The following is a 15,675-nucleotide window of genomic DNA, read 5'->3' as shown; positions in this document are numbered from 1 at the left end:
TCCGCAGGAAATTCAGCCGCAATTGAATTTATACATTGTTACCAGTAGTTTTATATCTCAAATGAGCTGAAAAAATGGTCTTTGATAAATTCCTTTTTATCTTTATTTCTTAATTCCTGAAAATAGTTTTTAGGTAGAAACTCAATATGACAATCCTTGAAATCAAATTCACTCATTTCCGCTAAAATGATACTTATATTATAATTCAAACAATTAGATTCGTCAATGCGTTCATTTTTCAATTCATTAAACACTTTTTTGAAATTTAGAATTGCTTGTTGTTCTTTGTTCTCTAACTCTAAATAAATTCCAGTGTATAGATTTTTTAGAATATCAGATTCAGGGTTTTTAAATTCCGTTATTTTATTAAAAGCTTTATCTTTTTCATTAAATAAATACAATATTTTAAATTCCGCTATATTAATAATTTCCGCTCTATCTTTTCCATAATTTGTTTTTTTTAAAGAGTCAATTTTAGCCATTAAGCTTTTAAATTCAGGCGAACCAAGTCCGTTGACTGATAGATTGGAACTCATTTTGGGTAATTTCATATAATCAACTAAAATTTCCTCTGCTAGATTTCTTGAACTTTCAGCATAATTCGGTTGATTGGTCTGTTTGCAAGAATGAATGAAAATTAATAATATTAGAAATAAGTATGTGATTTGTCTTTTCATTACTCAAATTACTGGTAACGGTTACGTATAAGAATAGTGCGTAGTTTGAGTGCGAGGATTTTCCGAAGGAAAATCGGATGCAAGCAAACAAGCACTAACTTTTGATTTAGGAATAAACTTACGCATTATTTTTATACAATGTTGCCATTAGTACTTATTTCCATTTCCAATTCAGTTCGTCAACATATTCGGCTCCAAATTCAGTCACACGCTTTTTAAATTCCGTTTGATTCTCAATCGAATGTTTTGGTACAATCAGAGATAAATCAGTTGTCAGCTTAATAAAGAAATGGTCTTTCGTTTCAATCAGTTCTTTTAGTTCAGTTCCGTTTATTTTACTTTCAGACGTAAAATCTTTGGCATTCACGGAATTTTCGTCGAAGTCAATTTCCACTGGTTTGTTAATCCGATTTTTATAATTTTCCTCAACGTGCTTTTTAAAATGTCTTTTGTATCTCCATTTAGAATACATTGGATAAAATGCAAACCATCCAATTCCGATTCCACCCATTATAATTCCAATTCCGCCGTTTTCGTTTTTATTCGCAAAATAAAGTCCGATAAGTAGATAAATTATTGGGACAATTATCCGAGAACGAAATCGTCTTTTTTTATGCAATTCAGATTTTGAAGAAGTATAAAGCTGATACTCTAAAAAATCCGAATTTGTAAGTTGGTAGTTTATGTTCATCGTATTAATGGCAACGGTCTCGGCTATGAACAGTTGGGGATTTTACGCCCTAACTGTTCAGTTTAGAATTGACCTTTGTTTTATGTTTATAATTTCGTTTTATCACTTTTACCCCAATTGTTTATAGCCATTGTTGCCAGCAGTTTTTATTCAGTTATCACATCTTTAAACTTCTCAACCAACAATTCCATTGGAAATTTATATTCCGAAAATCTACTACTTATTGGTGCAATCTGTTTTGTCAAATTTTTGTTTGCAATTATTTTGCCTTCCTCTAAATCAGGGTGATTAATCTTTTTGCGAGTATTCATTTGCTTTAAGTGGTCGTCAATTATTTCTCTCAAATTAGTGTCCTTCTTTTTCAAATGAGGTGTCCAATAAATTAGAGTATCAATATCAATTATAGTCAAAGATTTTATAAAGTTTGGGTTGTATTTATCTCCCAATTTTTCGATTACTTTTTCTAGGTACCATTGATTAAGTCTATAATTTATTCCCAAGATTTCAAAGATTCTATCGCTTATCAACAAAATTGGATAGACAGTCAAATTCTTTTTGGTATTTACATATTCATCAAATTTAAAGTCATTTTCTACAATTTGATTTATTGAAGTTATTAATTGACCAGCACCAATAGGTTTATTATTGACTTCTAAAAATTTTGATTTTAAAACGGCATTAATTTTTTCAATATCGCCAGAGCTTTTTATGTTTTTTGCTATTAATATATCCTTATTTTCAATTAAGAATATTCTATTATTATGGCGCACATAATAATCAGGTTCATTATCTTGATTATCGATAACAGCCTTTTTAATAAAATAAGGTTTATTAAATATTTCGTCAAGAACTCTTTTCATTAAAAATTCTTCAGAAAATTGAGTGTTGAAAAACTCAAAAAAGGTTCTGTCTTTTGCAGGTAAATTATGATGCTTATGAAATGATTCTTTTAGAATGAACTTTACACTTTTATAAAATTTATCTATAACAAAGAAAAAATCGATAATCGAATAAGTTTTATCATCAAGTTTATAAATCGGATAGTTTCTTAAATTGGTAAAATCCTCATCTTCTATTATTTCATTTGAAGCCAAAGAATTTAGAAATGATAATGAATCTTCATCGTCAACTTGGAACTTGAAACCATTTTTTACTTTAAGTTCTAGTAATTTTCCAAAAAGATATTTCATTTGCTTTGAAACCTCTTCAAGATTTTCTTGTGCGAAATATGAGTACAAATCTGTCACTAAATATTCGTATTCCTCATTAGATTGAAGAAACTCAATTAGATATTCAAATCGAGTAATTGTTGCATAGATTAGTTTTCCGAACTCTAAATCATTATTTTCATAAATTCCGATATCAGAGGTAGAAAACATCATTGCTATTGACATATCAACAAGTTTTTCCAAATTATCCTCGGAAGCAGTAAGGTTCTGTTTAGAGTTAACTTGTTTGTTGATTATTAAGAATGCTTTAAATAGATTTATTTCATCGGAATCTCTATCGTCATTACTATTTTTTTCAATAAGCTCATCTCGATTAGATAGAATTATTTCTGCTAACCTTAAGCTAGCTTCTCTTGAAACTAATCTAGGTTTTTCCCTAATGTCATTTTCCCTTGAAAATCTAATCACACGTTGTATAATGTCTTCTCTGACTTCTAGATTTGAAGCAAAATTGTCAAAATTTGGTTGTGGGTTAGTATTGGAAAATCCTATAATATTTAAAAGTGTAAAAGATGATATTTTCTTTAAATAGAATAAAATATCTTGTTCTTCTTCGTCAGGAAAAACGTGCTCAAATTCTAAACGAAGTACGGTATTAATCATTGTTGAATCGGGTGTTTTTCAAATTGCTGGCAACGTGTTTGGCTATGATATGTTGCGGAAAAAATCCGCAGGATTCTTTCCGTCATAGCCGAAAGATAGTAAATTGCAATGAAATTCCGATAGGAATTTCAGTAGCAATGGATTATAGCCGTTGTTGTGTGCAGTTTTTATTTAATTCTATAAAGTGTAATTTTGTCATCAGATTCGGCAATACTTTTCGGTTTTATTCCATTTTTGCCTCGCGCATACAATAGAATATCTTTTTCCACAATATCAATTATCCCTGGAATTTTTAATTGTTTTTTACTCTCCAATTCTGTGAATATTAAGTCCAAAGTTTTTGGTGTTTTGTTATAGTCAATTTTATATTCAAGACTGAATTTTTTTCCGTTTCTCATAAAGTCATTTCCACCGATTTTTTCATTCTCAGATTCCATTTCAGCTATTCCGTTACTGTAAAAAACAAAGTTACCAGAAGAAGAATAAGATTCCCATTCCCATTTTCCAACAATATTAAATTCTGAGACTTTATTAAAATCACTCTTACAAACTAAAGTAAAGCCAAAAACTAAAATTAAAAAAAGTTTATTCATATGAGTTTTCTAATTGCACACAACGTGTTTGTATATGGTTTGTTGCGTGATTAAGCAACTAATTTAGTAAATAATTACCGACCAAGAAAGTCCGCGAGGACTTTCGTAAGTAGGCGAGAAGCCAGCAATAAATTATATACGGTGTTGTGCTTAGTTTTTATCTTTCGTAATTTTATTCTCTAATAATTTGATTTTATTTTCTATAAGTCGGATTTCACTTATGTTAGTTTTCAATTTTTGAATCTCTTCTCTTATTTCATTATTTTCATCTTCTTCCTCAGATTCATTTGGCTGAACAAAATCAACAACTCCACCATTTTGAGTAAATCCTATAAGTTTTTTTATTGATTTGTCTAAAGCGGTAATTTTATCTCCGTTTTGTTCTGCATTCAATTGTAAATCTTCAATTGCAGAATTTAAAATAATTTGTGTTCCCTCGTCTCTTTCTTTTTCTGCCTCTTTTTTCAAATCCGAAACGAGTTTTTTATTTCCTAATTTCAAGGCTTTTAACTCCTCAACTTGTTTTAAAACATTAATAAATCTGTCTGCAACTTTTAAAGATTCAAGTAAAATTTTGCTTACACTTGTTGCTAATCCAACAACCACAGCCATTTCAATTATTATAGAACCTTTTTTCGCACCAATAATGTTGAAATCTTCAGGACTTTTATCTTGTGCCATAGCAATTCCACGTCCAATATCGTACCAAGTAGCACTTAGTTTTTTAAAGTCAGTTAAGTTTTCAATTGCTACGTCATTTTGAAAATAAACTCTCATCAAAACTTGGTTATTCTGAATTTCGTCAGATTCTTCTATTTCAAAAGATTCTAATAAAGTTGTTTGTAGTTTTGTAATAGTTGCTTGAGCTCTCGAAATTGTATTAGAAAACTCTTTAATTTTACTGGTAGCTGTGGCAATATCTAAGTTGTTTTCAATTAATATTTTTTCAATTTGTTCAACTCCGTTTTTTCCTAAAAGGTCGATTATTTCTAAACTTTCAAGAAATTTCATTTGTTCTAAGCTTAGATTCTGAAAATTTATATCTTTTATAACTTCGAATAAATTAATTTTCTCTTGTTCAAACGGAACTAATGCTTGACCGTTTCTTCTAATATTTTGATTCATTTTAGAATGAAGAGCAGAGTATTTCTGTGGTATTTGGTTTTCAATGATATTTTCATCAAACCATTCAGTTAATCTTAGTAGTTCGTTTATTTGCATTTAGTTTTTCGTTTTTCAAATTAAGCACAACGTATTTGTGTATGGCTCGTTGCGGAAAATCAGCTATGATTTTCCGCCGTAACCGAAAGATAGCAAATTGCAATGAATTCCGATTAGGAATTCAGCCGCAATGAGCTATACACGTTGTTACCCAACGTTTTTAATTCGGTTATATATTTCAGTTTCTTTTCGTTCAAATGCTGGAACTGCAATATCAATTTCCCAATTTTTATTTATTTCAGAAAACTGTTCTTTTAGCCTTTCGTTAAATTGAAACCAACCTTCTGTACTTTCTGAAATCTCAAATTGTTTTCCGTTTTCCGCTTCTAAAAATAGACGAATTTCGTCGGTTGCGAATAGGTCAACTTTGTAAGCAGTCAGTTTTTTAATTTCGTTCCATTCAATTTTAGTCGGTTTATCCTCAATCTGCAATTCAAACCCATTTTTGTGATAGGTGAAAATTCCGTTTGAGTTGTACAATTCCATAAACTCTTCGTCAGTCAATTTTTTGTAATATTCTTTCTGTTTTGGAAGAAATCCACTATTTGGATTGAAATATCTTAATAGTAAGAGAATTGCTCCAATTCCGAAAAACACAATCGTAACCCAAGTTATCAATTCCGATTTATCCATAATAGTGATTCCGACTATGGAAAATCCAGAACATAGTATTCCTGCAAATAAGTCACTTGTTTTTCTATTCAATTCAATATGTTTCTCGGTTTTGCTCAAATGTTGGGTAACGGTCTCGTATAACCGTCAGTTACGGGATTAAAGTTAATGTTTTTCGGTTAAGCACTGACGTTAGCAATTCCGAGTGGATTCGGACGTAGTCGAATCCGCCGTAATTGCGGTTATACATTGTTGGCAATAGTTATTATTAAACTTAATCCTCATATTTTTCCAATCGTATTGTTGCACGATGAAAAATAAATTGTGTTTCTGTTTCAGTAAATTCAATTTCATCAAAGTGAATTGTGTAAATGTTGTCATTTATTCCAGCGTTAACAAATCCCGAAAATGAAGTGTCATCTGATTCAGTATCCTCATAAATTCTATGAGGAAATTCCCAAGTCAAATCGTCTATTAATATGCTTGCTATAATTCTGGTATATGGTGTCTCATCTAAATCAGTTTTAGTGTAGTTATCAAAGCTAACAAATGTAAAAGTCATTAGCGGGTCATCAAAAATGAAACAATCATTAGGTTCAACAATAAAAGTTTCAAGGAATTCTTTTTCCTGACATAGAGACATTTCTTCATTATTATCGTCACTTTTTGAACAGCTAATTATTAGAGTTAAAATTGCTATAAATAATAGTCTTTTCATTTCGTTTTTTTTAATTATTGCCAACGTGTTTGTATAAGTTTCAGTTGCGGAAAATCGGCAACGATTTTCCGTTTGAGACAGAAAGATAGAAAATTGCAATGAATTTCCGTAGGAAATTCCGCCGCAATTGAATTTATACATTGTTACCAGTAGTTTTATATCTCAAATGAGCTAAAAAAATGGTCTTTGATAAATTCCTTCTTATCTTTATTTCTTAATTCCCGAAAATAGTTTTTAGGTAGAAACTCAATATGACAATCCTTGAAATCAAAATCACTCATTTCAGCTAAAATGATACTAATATTATAATTCAAACAATTAGATTCGTCAATGCGTTGACTTTTCAATTCATTAAACACTTTTTTGAAATTTAGATTCGCTTGTTGTTCTTTGTTCTCTAACTCTAAATAAATTCCAGTGTATAGATTTTTTAGAATATCAGATTTAGGGTTTTTAAATTCCGTTATTTTATTAAAAGCTTTATCTTTTTCATTAAATAAATACAATATTTTAAATTCCGCTATTTTAATAATTTCCGCTCTATTTTTTCCATAGTTTGTTTTTTTTAAAGAGTCAATTTTATGCATTAAGCTTTTAAATTCAGGAGAACCAAGTCCGTTGACTGATATATTAGAATTCATTTTGGGTAATTTCATATAATCAACTAAAATTTCCTCTGCTAGATTTCTTGAACTTTCATCATAATTCGGTTGATTGGTCTTTTTACAAGAATGAATGAAAATTAATAATAGTAGAAATAAGTATGTGATTTGTCTTTTCATTCCTCAAATTACTGGTAACGTTAGCGTATAAATTTTAGTTGCGGAAAATCGGTACGATTTTCCGATTGAGCTGAAAGATAAATAATTGGAATAAATTTCCGTAGGAAATTCAGCCGCAATTGAATTTATACATTGTTACCCGACGTTTTTGCTTTGTTTGTTAGTTTTCGGATTAATAAAATTCCGCCAATTATTAAGCCAATAATAAATAAATAAAACACCACTTTTCCAATCAAAAACCCACTTTCATATGCAGAATTCTCTTCCTCATTTTCAGGATTCTTTAGTTCAGCAATTTTTGCATTAGAAACATCTATTGAATTAAAAAACTTATCTTTATTTTTTGAAGCTAATTCTTCATTTTCCTCGAAAGTCCAAAATTCAAAACTTATCAAATTATTATTTACAACAAGCATTCGTCTGTATCTTAAATTTGGAAGTTGGGGATTGTAGTTTGCTAAATAGGATATTTCCACACCTTTAATTCCATCCAATTGAAATTCACTTTTTTCTAATAAGTCGCCTTCTGTTGCAGCCAAAGTTCCAGATGTAACACCTTCATAAAATTCAGGTAAACCAGATTCTGTCATTTCGGGTTTTCCTATATTTTTTATTACTACTACATACACTCCTATATCATCTGAGGTTGAATAGTACACACCTCCATTTTTATTGGTTTTATCAGGTGTATTAGGAAATTCAATTGATGCTAAATTATTTAATCGAGTTTTAGACCATTCTTGACTAAAAGAAAGGTTTGAAATTAATAATATAACAATTAAGTATTTCATAAATTCTATTTTTTAGGATTTTACTAGTTCAAATGTTGGGTAACGGTCTCGTATAAACGTCAGTTACGGATTTAAAGTTAATGTTTTTCGGTTAAGCACAGACGTTAGCAATTCCGAGTGGATTCGGACGTAGTCGAATCCGCCGTAATTGCGGTTATACATTGTTGTACCCAGTTTTTATTCAGTCATTATATATCCAGCTCTTGTTTTTATTTTATTAGGTTTAAACATAAAAGAAATTCCATTAATACTCAAATCGGTAAGCTCGTCTAAGCTTTTATAATCAGTGAAAATTTGACAAGCTACTGCTGTAAAATCAAATCGATTATCCACAGGATTAAAAAACAATTGAATTCCGCCATCGTAAGTGTTTTCAATTAATTCAACATTAGGAAATAACTCAGTCAGGTAATTCAGTTTCAGATTCAGTTTTTCTCCGCTAAATGCTAAATATGTAACAGGCTTGTCGGTTTCAGTTTCCTCTAAGTCTGGATTAACAGCAATGTAATTCAGATTGGTATTTTTTGGAATTAAGAATTTCGAGCCGCGCTCATTTTTCTTGTATTTTTTGTTTTCAGAACCTAAAAAATCAGAAATAGCTCTTGTCGATTTAGAATTACCGTTTGATAAGAATTCAGTTATTAAATATAACCATTCTTTAGATTTTGTATTGTTTAATCTTTTGGTTTCAGTCACGATTTTTTCTCAAATTGGGTACAACGGTCTCGTATAAGATTAGTTGCGTGGTTTAAGCAACTAATTTAGCAAATAAAAGCCGAATAGAAAATCCGCGAGGATTTTCGTAAGTAGGCTAGTACCAAGCAATTAATTTTATACATTGTTGCCAACTGGCTTTATTTTATTATTTCAGTCAGATATACTATTCCGAATATCCAACCAACATAGAGTAGAGTGTATGTCAGCGAGTAAACAGCTGAAATTCCAATATCTCCTTTTGTATCTTTTGATTTATTAAAAACAAATTTCAATGCTCTAAAGAAAATCCAGTAAAGCATTGCTAAAATTATAAATAGCGAAAACCAAAAAACAGCTTCCAATACAATCAGCAAAACAATAATCAAGATTGTCATTCCAATCCACAAGAGTATGGATAAAATCAGTCCACCAATTCCGTCCCCAACTTCAATTGAAGGCGTGTCGAAAGTCGGTGAAGCATTTCCCATTATATCTCCACGTTTAAAGTTTCGAAATTTTGGAAAATTGTCAATCAGTCCAATTCCAGTGTAAAGTCCATAAGCCATAAATAGAAATAATGCTGTTGCAATAATTCCGAGTGACAAATAGAGATTTGAAGTCAAACTCCGATTGTAGTTTATTCCAGTTAGATAGACGGTCAGAATTGTAATTCCGATTACAAGTAATGAAACTATAAAAACAGATTTTCCTTTCAGATATGGTTGTTTGGTTTTCAATTCAGAGTGTTTTGGTCAGCTTGTTGGCAACGTGTTTGTGTATGGTTTCGTTGCGTGAAAATCCGCGAGGATTTTCCGATTAAGAAACCAAGATAATAAATTTGCGAGGAATTTCCGATAGGAAATTCAGAAGCAATGAACTATACACGTTGTTGTGTGTAGTTTTTTTATTTCAGTCATATTCCGTTTTGTGGAATTCCAATAGTTTATCCGTTAAAATATTTATTTCTTTTTTCTCTTTTAGTTTAAAATCCGCAAACATAATCAGTCCGAAAACAACAAACACAATCGGCAAAATCCAAATTCCCTTAATCAGCGAAATTATTGAAATCAGAATTCCGAGTCCGAGTAAAATTTTCGCTAAAATATTCATCGGTGACTTAAAGTCAAATTTCAAATCGTAATTATCTGTTTCATTCACAATTCCGATTAGTCTGTGATTGTTCGGGAAACGATTCCGCATTAATTCAAACTTTTCAGTTCCGATATATCCATTATAGAATCCGTTCACAATTAATTTGTTCAGAATTCTTAAGTTTTTATCACTTTTGGTTATCGTTTGTCTCATTTCTCAAATTACACACAACGGTCTCGTATAACCGTCAGTTACGGGATTAAAGTTAATGTTTTTCGGTTTAGCACTGACGTTAGCAATTCCGAGTGGATTCGGACGCAGTCGAATCCGCCGTAATTGCGGTTATACATTGTTAGCACCAGTTATTTATTCCGCTCAATTATTTTTCCGGTTTTCTTTATTTCGAAAATCTTAATTATTGAGTCAATTTTTGTTTTAGATTCCATAAAATCGTATTCTTTTTTCATATTACCATTAGCATCAACTAAAGAATCTTGCACGTATTCCGAGTACGCTATTGTTCGGAAAGTCGTCGCTGATAAGAATTCAAATTCCTGCCATTCGTATTTTGGGATTGACATATCGTGGTCACATCCAACTCCAATTTCAACATTCTCAATTTCCTTTTGGTTCAAATAAGTTGCTAAAGAATACTTTGAGCAAACTCCATCATTAAGCACAAATATACAAGTAGAAAGAGAATCATTGAGTTTATTAAATTCCTCAATATCATTATTCAGATATTGTCCTAACTCGTCATTAATTTCTGAGTTGATTTTATTTATCCAATTAGGAAATTCAGAGTTTGATTCATTTGAAGATGTTGATGGAATTTTAGTTTTATTAGATTCGGTTTTTTCTTTTTCAGGTATAATTTCAACTTCCTTTTTTTTCGGATTGTTGCAGCCTGAAATCAGAATAATTAATAAGATTATGAAACTGTTCTTCATTTTTCTCTAATTGGTGCTAACGGATTCGTATAACCGTCAGTTACGGGCTAAATTAGCGATTATTTTCGGTTTGACACAGGCTTTAGCAATTCCGAGTGGATTCGGACGCAGTCGAATCCGCCGTAATTGCGGTTATACATTGTTGTAAGTAGTTTTTATTTTAAATCGGACTCACCATAATGTATTTTAAATCTTCATATTCAAATTCTCCATTTTCATTGATATAAAATTCAAAATAACAGTCAGAACCTCTAAATCGAATATCACGTATAGTGTACCAATGATTTTTTTCGAATTCAATAGGTAATTTATCGTAAGTTTTATTATCCCTAGGCTTTTCTAAAGTCCATTTATAATAGTCATTTTTTGAGTTAAAATTTATCTCATTTTTATATTCAAATGGTTTGTCATTTAAGAAATGTTTTTCCTCACCATAGTTAAAAGTTGATGATATACCTTCTCCATTGATTTTTAAACGAACTTTTTCAATTATAGAATATAAATGAGGAAATGTTTTGTTGTTTTTTTCTATTCGGTTGTCTTCCAATTTGGCTATTACTAGTTCACTTTTAATACCTTCTTTTATAAATATTCCATCTTTGTCAATCTCAATATTTTTTTTACAAGAAATAGTGATTGTTAATATAATTATAAGGAATATAAATTTTTTCATTCGGGAATTACTTACAACGGTCTCGTATAACCGTCAGTTACGGGATTAAAGTTAATGATTTTCGGTTAAGAACTGGCGTTAGCAATTCCGAGTGGATTCGGACGCAGTCGAATCCGCCGTAATTGCGGTTATACATTGTTACCACACGTTTTTTTATCCTAGCCAAGTTAATGTTGTTATAAATCCGATAATTATTAAAACAATCAATAAAATTCCGATTGAAACGCAACCAACTTTGAACGCTTTGTCTTTCCACGTTTCTTTATATTCGGTATATGGTTTTATGTCATTCCGTTTTTCCTTTATCAGCTCAACATAATTTAATTGAAAATCACTTTCTTCATCAGATATTCCTTCGTCAAGTCCGAAAGTTTTTTCCTTTCCAGTTTCAAATTCAGTTTCAGTTTCGAGTGCGGCAGCTAATAATTCGGCAGCGTGTAGTTCAAGTCCTTGTCGATTCGCTTTTATATAACTCTCATCTGGTCCGCCACCATATTGAAAAAATCCTATATACGCTTCATTGTAATTTTTCTTACTGCGTAATTCATTAATTAATTCTCCAATTTCTTTATCGGTCATCGTTTTTTCAAATGTGTGGTAACGGTCTCGTATAACCGTCAGTTACGGATTTAAAGTTAATGATTTTCGGTTAAGAACTGGCGTTAGCAATTCCGAGTGGATTCGGACGTAGTCGAATCCGCCGTAATTGCGGTTATACATTGTTGTGCGTTCGGCTTTCAATTTTTATCTTCTTCAAGTTCTTTTATATTTTGAACAATTCTTTTCATTAGCTCAATTAATTCGGTGTATTTTTCTGTCGCTTTTTTAGAATTATTTCTTTCAATTCTTAACTGTTCTACTTCGGCTTCTAGTTCTGATTTTTCTGTAACAAGAGCTTTTTGATATTTTTCATTTAGTTCAATATCGCTCATGTTTTTGTATTCATTTAAAACGTCGACAACAATCTGAATATTTTTAATAGCATTTAATTCAAATAATTTGGTTTTTTTGAATGTAACTGTCAGACATCTGTATTTTCCGTTCCATTTATATTCATCTAGCCAGGAAATATGAACACCATTATTGACTAAAACATATGAATTATTGTTGTAAGTTTTATTCGGTTCAACCAATACAAAACTCAATGGTTGATTTTCAGATTCGATTACTTTGAATGAGTTGTTTTCTACTATGATATATTTTTTCATTAGAGTATTTTTTCAAGCTGACGCACAACGGTTTAGGCTATGAGTAGTTGCGTGGTTTAGCAATTAACTTTGCAAGTACACACCAAACTGAAAATCCGCGAGGATTTTCAGAAGTAGGCGAGAACAAGCAATTACTTATAGCCATTGTTGGCAATAGTTTTTATTCTTTTTTATTATTCATATTTTCAATTAAGTCAATAATCACAAAAACAGCTTTTCCAGTGTCCCAAAGAATATTGACTGAATATATTAAAACTCCAACAAGAATTGTGTTTAAAGCTAATTCTTTATATTGAAATTGTACGACAGAACTATTTAAAACAATTAAAGCTATAACACTTACAATAATTAATATGACTTGTTCTGTTAAGGAAAATTTCATTTCCCGAGTTGTGTTCTTAAACGACATTTTAGGGTGCTTTTCAAGCATATCTTGAATTTTCGAAGCTATAAGACCTAACGTGGCAGTATTAATTGCAAGTAAAGTTAAAAGCAATCCTATTATATTTTCAGTCAAGTATTTGAAAAGAAAATCAGATTTTAAATAACTTGAAACTAAACAAATTAAAAAAGCAATGATTATATAAAACGATATGTTTTTTGCTAATCTCATTCAGATACGATTGATTGATAAACTTTTATTACTTGTTCAGCAGGTCCTTCAATTTGCGCTTCGCTAATTTTTATTGTTACAGGATTTTCTTTAGTAGAATATCTTTTTTTAACACCTTTAATTTTAAGTTTTATATCACCAGCTCCTTCGGATGTGTATTCAACCAATCCGTTTATAGCCTCATTTTTTTTGTCAATGTTTTCTAAAATACCATTTTCCGGTGCTTTTAAAACAATATGACTTTCTTTGCTATTTACATTATCTGTAAAATTTCTAAAATCTTCTGGAAGTGATTTTGAAATATTAGCCATATTTGGTCTAATGTATTTAAAATCAATCAGTTTTATTTCTTGTCTATGAGCTTGTACAAATTTCCAAAAAGATTCTTTCTTAAATAATTCTTCAACTGACACACCAAGACCGTATTTTTTCAACCCTTTGTTAAAAAGTTTTTCAAGAATATTCTTAACTACTTTTGGTTCGGTAAACGCTTCTGTGTTTTCACTAATTGCTATTTTTTGAACTTCTGGATTGTTATTTATTATTATGTAAACAAATGGTTCGTTAGTAATTTCAAAGTCCTCGAAATCTTGCACTATTCGTGTAGTCTTTCTTTGTGCTAATTTTATTAGAAAATATTCATTTTCTGAATGTTCTAATTTTAATGGATTTCTTTCGTCTTTATAAAAGTCTAAATCGTGTAATGTTTCGCTAAAGAATTCATTTTTCCTTTCTTTTAATTCTTCAGGTGTTTTCTTTTCGTTAGGAAAGAGTTCGATTTGTTGAGAATCATTAGATAGAGGATTTAAATGATATCTAAATATGTGAAAATTTAATGTTCTTTCCATTTTTCGTTCAAATTATTGCCAACGGTCTCGTATAACCGTCAGTTACGGGTTAATATGCTTTAATTTTCGGTTTAGCACTGACTTTAGCAATTCCGAGTGGATTCGGACGTAGTCGAATCCGCCGTAATTGCGGTTATACATTGTTGTGCATAGTTTTTTTATTTGAGTTTAGGTTTATTTTCAATCGCTTCTTTAACAACTAAAGCAACTGTATCTTTTGTAATTCCTTTGTCTTTGCAATACTTACTTTCGAGCCATATTTCTAATAATTTAGCACCTTTGCTCGCATTGCAAGACATACAACAAAGAGCAATATTGTCAGCTCCATTTATTCTAATGTCATTTACTATATGCTCCCAAGATTGTTTTGTTTTTCTTGAATTGTCATTTTGATTAAAAATCACTCCGCAATAAACACAGGATTTATCTCTTGATAATACTAAATTTTCAACTTCAATCGGAATTCCCCATTTGTTTGCCATAATTCCTATTTATTCATCCAATTCGATTATAGATTTCGCTATTTTTTCCATTTCTCCAATTTCGTGATTCCAAAAGTAAATTTCGTCAGTTAAAATTCGGTCTCCATTGTGAGTCAAGATTATTAAATTTCCAAATCCGTCAGAACCAATTGCAATTCCGTTTTCTGGAAATCCAATCCATTCACGAGCATTTTTTGTTTCAAGTCCGATGTGATTACAAGTGCGACTTATTCTTTTTCGGTCAAATTTATCAAAAAAAGGAAAAAGCTCAAATTCAAATTCGTCCGTAACCAATACGCCACCATTTGATTTAATCATACGGTTTTTAAATTCAGTAGGGAATTTTACGTTCAATTCTGATTCAGTTTCTTTTATATACTTTTCGTCTAATGTAAATGACATTTTTCGGTTTGGTTAAATTATGCACAACGGTTTTGGCTATGGTTTCGTTACGGAATGGTACGCGAGTATCATTCCGCCGTAACCATAAATTTAGCAAAAAGGCTTGAAATCCCGATTAGGAATTTCAGCCGTAATGAACTATAGCCGTTGTTAGGCAACGTTTTTTATTAAAATTTCTATATCAGATTCGGTTTTTATCTCTTTTCCAAGTTCCGTAAATCTATGCTTCAATGGTTCCCACGATACTAATTCCACAATTCCCTTTTCCACTAGAAAATTCAGATATCGCGTTCTAATTTCTTCTCTCGATTCATTTGTTGATTTAGCAACTTCACTTATTGAAAACCAAATATGTTCAATAGGTTCTGCACAATTATCCGAATGCAACCATAATTCCTTAAATAATCTTTTCATAATTTCCAATCTCAATCGTCCAGTTTCGAGCTCGTCAATTAGTTCATAAGTTTCATTCATAAAAGTTTGGTATTTCTTTTCAGAGATTCCAAACAACCAACTTTTTTTCGGCTTATTCGTAATCCGATTATAAAGTCGCTTTATCTTATAATCATTTCCAAAGTCGGGAAAACTGTCCAAAACCTGATGCTTTGAAATTGCTCCACTGAAAAATTTTCGAGCCATATAAGCAGCGTATTGTCTGTCAGATTTCTTTTGGTTTTCGGTCATTTTCAAATGTTGCCTAACGTTAGCGTATAAATTTCAGTTGCGGAAAATCGGCACGATTTTCCGTTGAAGCTGAAAGATAGAAAATTGCAATGAATTTCCGTAGGAAATTC

21 protein-coding genes are annotated in these 15,675 nt (G+C 30.7%); all 21 read right to left on the bottom strand.

Annotated elements, in window-relative coordinates; genetic code table 11:
• Window positions 1–50: 50 nt before the first annotated feature.
• The 21 genes from FHS04_RS14100 to FHS04_RS14000 all read right to left on the bottom strand — a co-directional run bounded on the left by FHS04_RS14100 (window position 51) and on the right by FHS04_RS14000 (window position 15,565).
• Window positions 51–677, bottom strand: coding sequence for a hypothetical protein (locus tag FHS04_RS14100; RefSeq protein ID WP_106676420.1), 627 nt, complete (start codon window positions 675–677; stop codon window positions 51–53).
• A 154-nt stretch (window positions 678–831) separates the two neighbouring features.
• Window positions 832–1,368 (bottom strand): YcxB family protein, encoded by a 537-nt coding sequence (locus FHS04_RS14095; RefSeq protein WP_106676418.1) that lies wholly within the window; start codon window positions 1,366–1,368, stop codon window positions 832–834.
• Window positions 1,369–1,514: 146 nt separating this feature from the next.
• Window positions 1,515–3,200 carry a hypothetical protein gene (locus FHS04_RS14090; RefSeq protein WP_106676416.1) on the bottom strand — a complete coding sequence of 562 codons (1,686 nt, stop codon included), beginning with the start codon at window positions 3,198–3,200 and terminating at the stop codon, window positions 1,515–1,517.
• 167 nt (window positions 3,201–3,367) lie between these two features.
• Complete coding sequence (locus FHS04_RS14085; protein WP_106676414.1) at window positions 3,368–3,793, bottom strand: hypothetical protein; 426 nt, start codon at window positions 3,791–3,793, stop codon at window positions 3,368–3,370.
• 150 nt (window positions 3,794–3,943) lie between these two features.
• On the bottom strand, window positions 3,944–5,014 hold the full coding sequence (locus FHS04_RS14080; protein WP_106676412.1) for a hypothetical protein: 1,071 nt from the start codon (window positions 5,012–5,014) through the stop codon (window positions 3,944–3,946).
• A 147-nt stretch (window positions 5,015–5,161) separates the two neighbouring features.
• Window positions 5,162–5,746, bottom strand: coding sequence for a hypothetical protein (locus tag FHS04_RS14075; RefSeq protein ID WP_146131285.1), 585 nt, complete (start codon window positions 5,744–5,746; stop codon window positions 5,162–5,164).
• A gap of 154 nt (window positions 5,747–5,900) precedes the next feature.
• Window positions 5,901–6,344 (bottom strand): hypothetical protein, encoded by a 444-nt coding sequence (locus FHS04_RS14070; protein ID WP_146131284.1) that lies wholly within the window; start codon window positions 6,342–6,344, stop codon window positions 5,901–5,903.
• Between the two features lie 155 nt (window positions 6,345–6,499).
• Window positions 6,500–7,126, bottom strand: coding sequence for a hypothetical protein (locus FHS04_RS14065; RefSeq protein WP_183408383.1), 627 nt, complete (start codon window positions 7,124–7,126; stop codon window positions 6,500–6,502).
• A 125-nt stretch (window positions 7,127–7,251) separates the two neighbouring features.
• Window positions 7,252–7,917 carry a hypothetical protein gene (locus tag FHS04_RS14060; protein WP_106676337.1) on the bottom strand — a complete coding sequence of 222 codons (666 nt, stop codon included), beginning with the start codon at window positions 7,915–7,917 and terminating at the stop codon, window positions 7,252–7,254.
• A 177-nt stretch (window positions 7,918–8,094) separates the two neighbouring features.
• Window positions 8,095–8,613, bottom strand: coding sequence for a hypothetical protein (locus tag FHS04_RS14055; protein ID WP_106676339.1), 519 nt, complete (start codon window positions 8,611–8,613; stop codon window positions 8,095–8,097).
• 158 nt (window positions 8,614–8,771) lie between these two features.
• Complete coding sequence (locus tag FHS04_RS14050; RefSeq protein ID WP_106676341.1) at window positions 8,772–9,350, bottom strand: hypothetical protein; 579 nt, start codon at window positions 9,348–9,350, stop codon at window positions 8,772–8,774.
• A gap of 172 nt (window positions 9,351–9,522) precedes the next feature.
• Window positions 9,523–9,918 carry a hypothetical protein gene (locus FHS04_RS14045; protein WP_027880793.1) on the bottom strand — a complete coding sequence of 132 codons (396 nt, stop codon included), beginning with the start codon at window positions 9,916–9,918 and terminating at the stop codon, window positions 9,523–9,525.
• A 149-nt stretch (window positions 9,919–10,067) separates the two neighbouring features.
• Entirely contained in the window at window positions 10,068–10,655 is a 588-nt protein-coding gene (locus FHS04_RS14040; protein WP_106676343.1) for a hypothetical protein, read from the bottom strand.
• 160 nt (window positions 10,656–10,815) lie between these two features.
• Window positions 10,816–11,328, bottom strand: coding sequence for a hypothetical protein (locus tag FHS04_RS14035; protein WP_106676346.1), 513 nt, complete (start codon window positions 11,326–11,328; stop codon window positions 10,816–10,818).
• Window positions 11,329–11,481: 153 nt separating this feature from the next.
• Complete coding sequence (locus tag FHS04_RS14030) at window positions 11,482–11,907, bottom strand: hypothetical protein (protein WP_106676348.1); 426 nt, start codon at window positions 11,905–11,907, stop codon at window positions 11,482–11,484.
• A 158-nt stretch (window positions 11,908–12,065) separates the two neighbouring features.
• A complete protein-coding gene (locus tag FHS04_RS14025) occupies window positions 12,066–12,536 on the bottom strand; it encodes a hypothetical protein (RefSeq protein WP_106676351.1) in 471 nt (156 codons plus the stop codon).
• A 160-nt stretch (window positions 12,537–12,696) separates the two neighbouring features.
• Window positions 12,697–13,149, bottom strand: coding sequence for a hypothetical protein (locus FHS04_RS14020; protein WP_181256097.1), 453 nt, complete (start codon window positions 13,147–13,149; stop codon window positions 12,697–12,699).
• Window positions 13,146–13,997 (bottom strand): hypothetical protein, encoded by an 852-nt coding sequence (locus tag FHS04_RS14015; RefSeq protein ID WP_106676355.1) that lies wholly within the window; start codon window positions 13,995–13,997, stop codon window positions 13,146–13,148. Before FHS04_RS14015 ends, FHS04_RS14020 begins: the two co-directional genes overlap by 4 nt.
• Window positions 13,998–14,155: 158 nt before the next feature.
• Complete coding sequence (locus FHS04_RS14010; RefSeq protein WP_106676358.1) at window positions 14,156–14,479, bottom strand: HNH endonuclease; 324 nt, start codon at window positions 14,477–14,479, stop codon at window positions 14,156–14,158.
• A gap of 9 nt (window positions 14,480–14,488) precedes the next feature.
• Window positions 14,489–14,881 carry an SMI1/KNR4 family protein gene (locus FHS04_RS14005; protein WP_106676361.1) on the bottom strand — a complete coding sequence of 131 codons (393 nt, stop codon included), beginning with the start codon at window positions 14,879–14,881 and terminating at the stop codon, window positions 14,489–14,491.
• 150 nt (window positions 14,882–15,031) lie between these two features.
• Window positions 15,032–15,565 (bottom strand): hypothetical protein, encoded by a 534-nt coding sequence (locus FHS04_RS14000; RefSeq protein WP_106676364.1) that lies wholly within the window; start codon window positions 15,563–15,565, stop codon window positions 15,032–15,034.
• Window positions 15,566–15,675 lie beyond the last annotated feature (110 nt).

It is taken from the genome of Mesoflavibacter zeaxanthinifaciens subsp. sabulilitoris, assembly GCF_014191595.1.
GTDB classification, from domain to species: Bacteria; Bacteroidota; Bacteroidia; order Flavobacteriales; family Flavobacteriaceae; genus Mesoflavibacter; species Mesoflavibacter zeaxanthinifaciens.
This window is presented reverse-complemented; position numbering and strand designations above follow the sequence as displayed.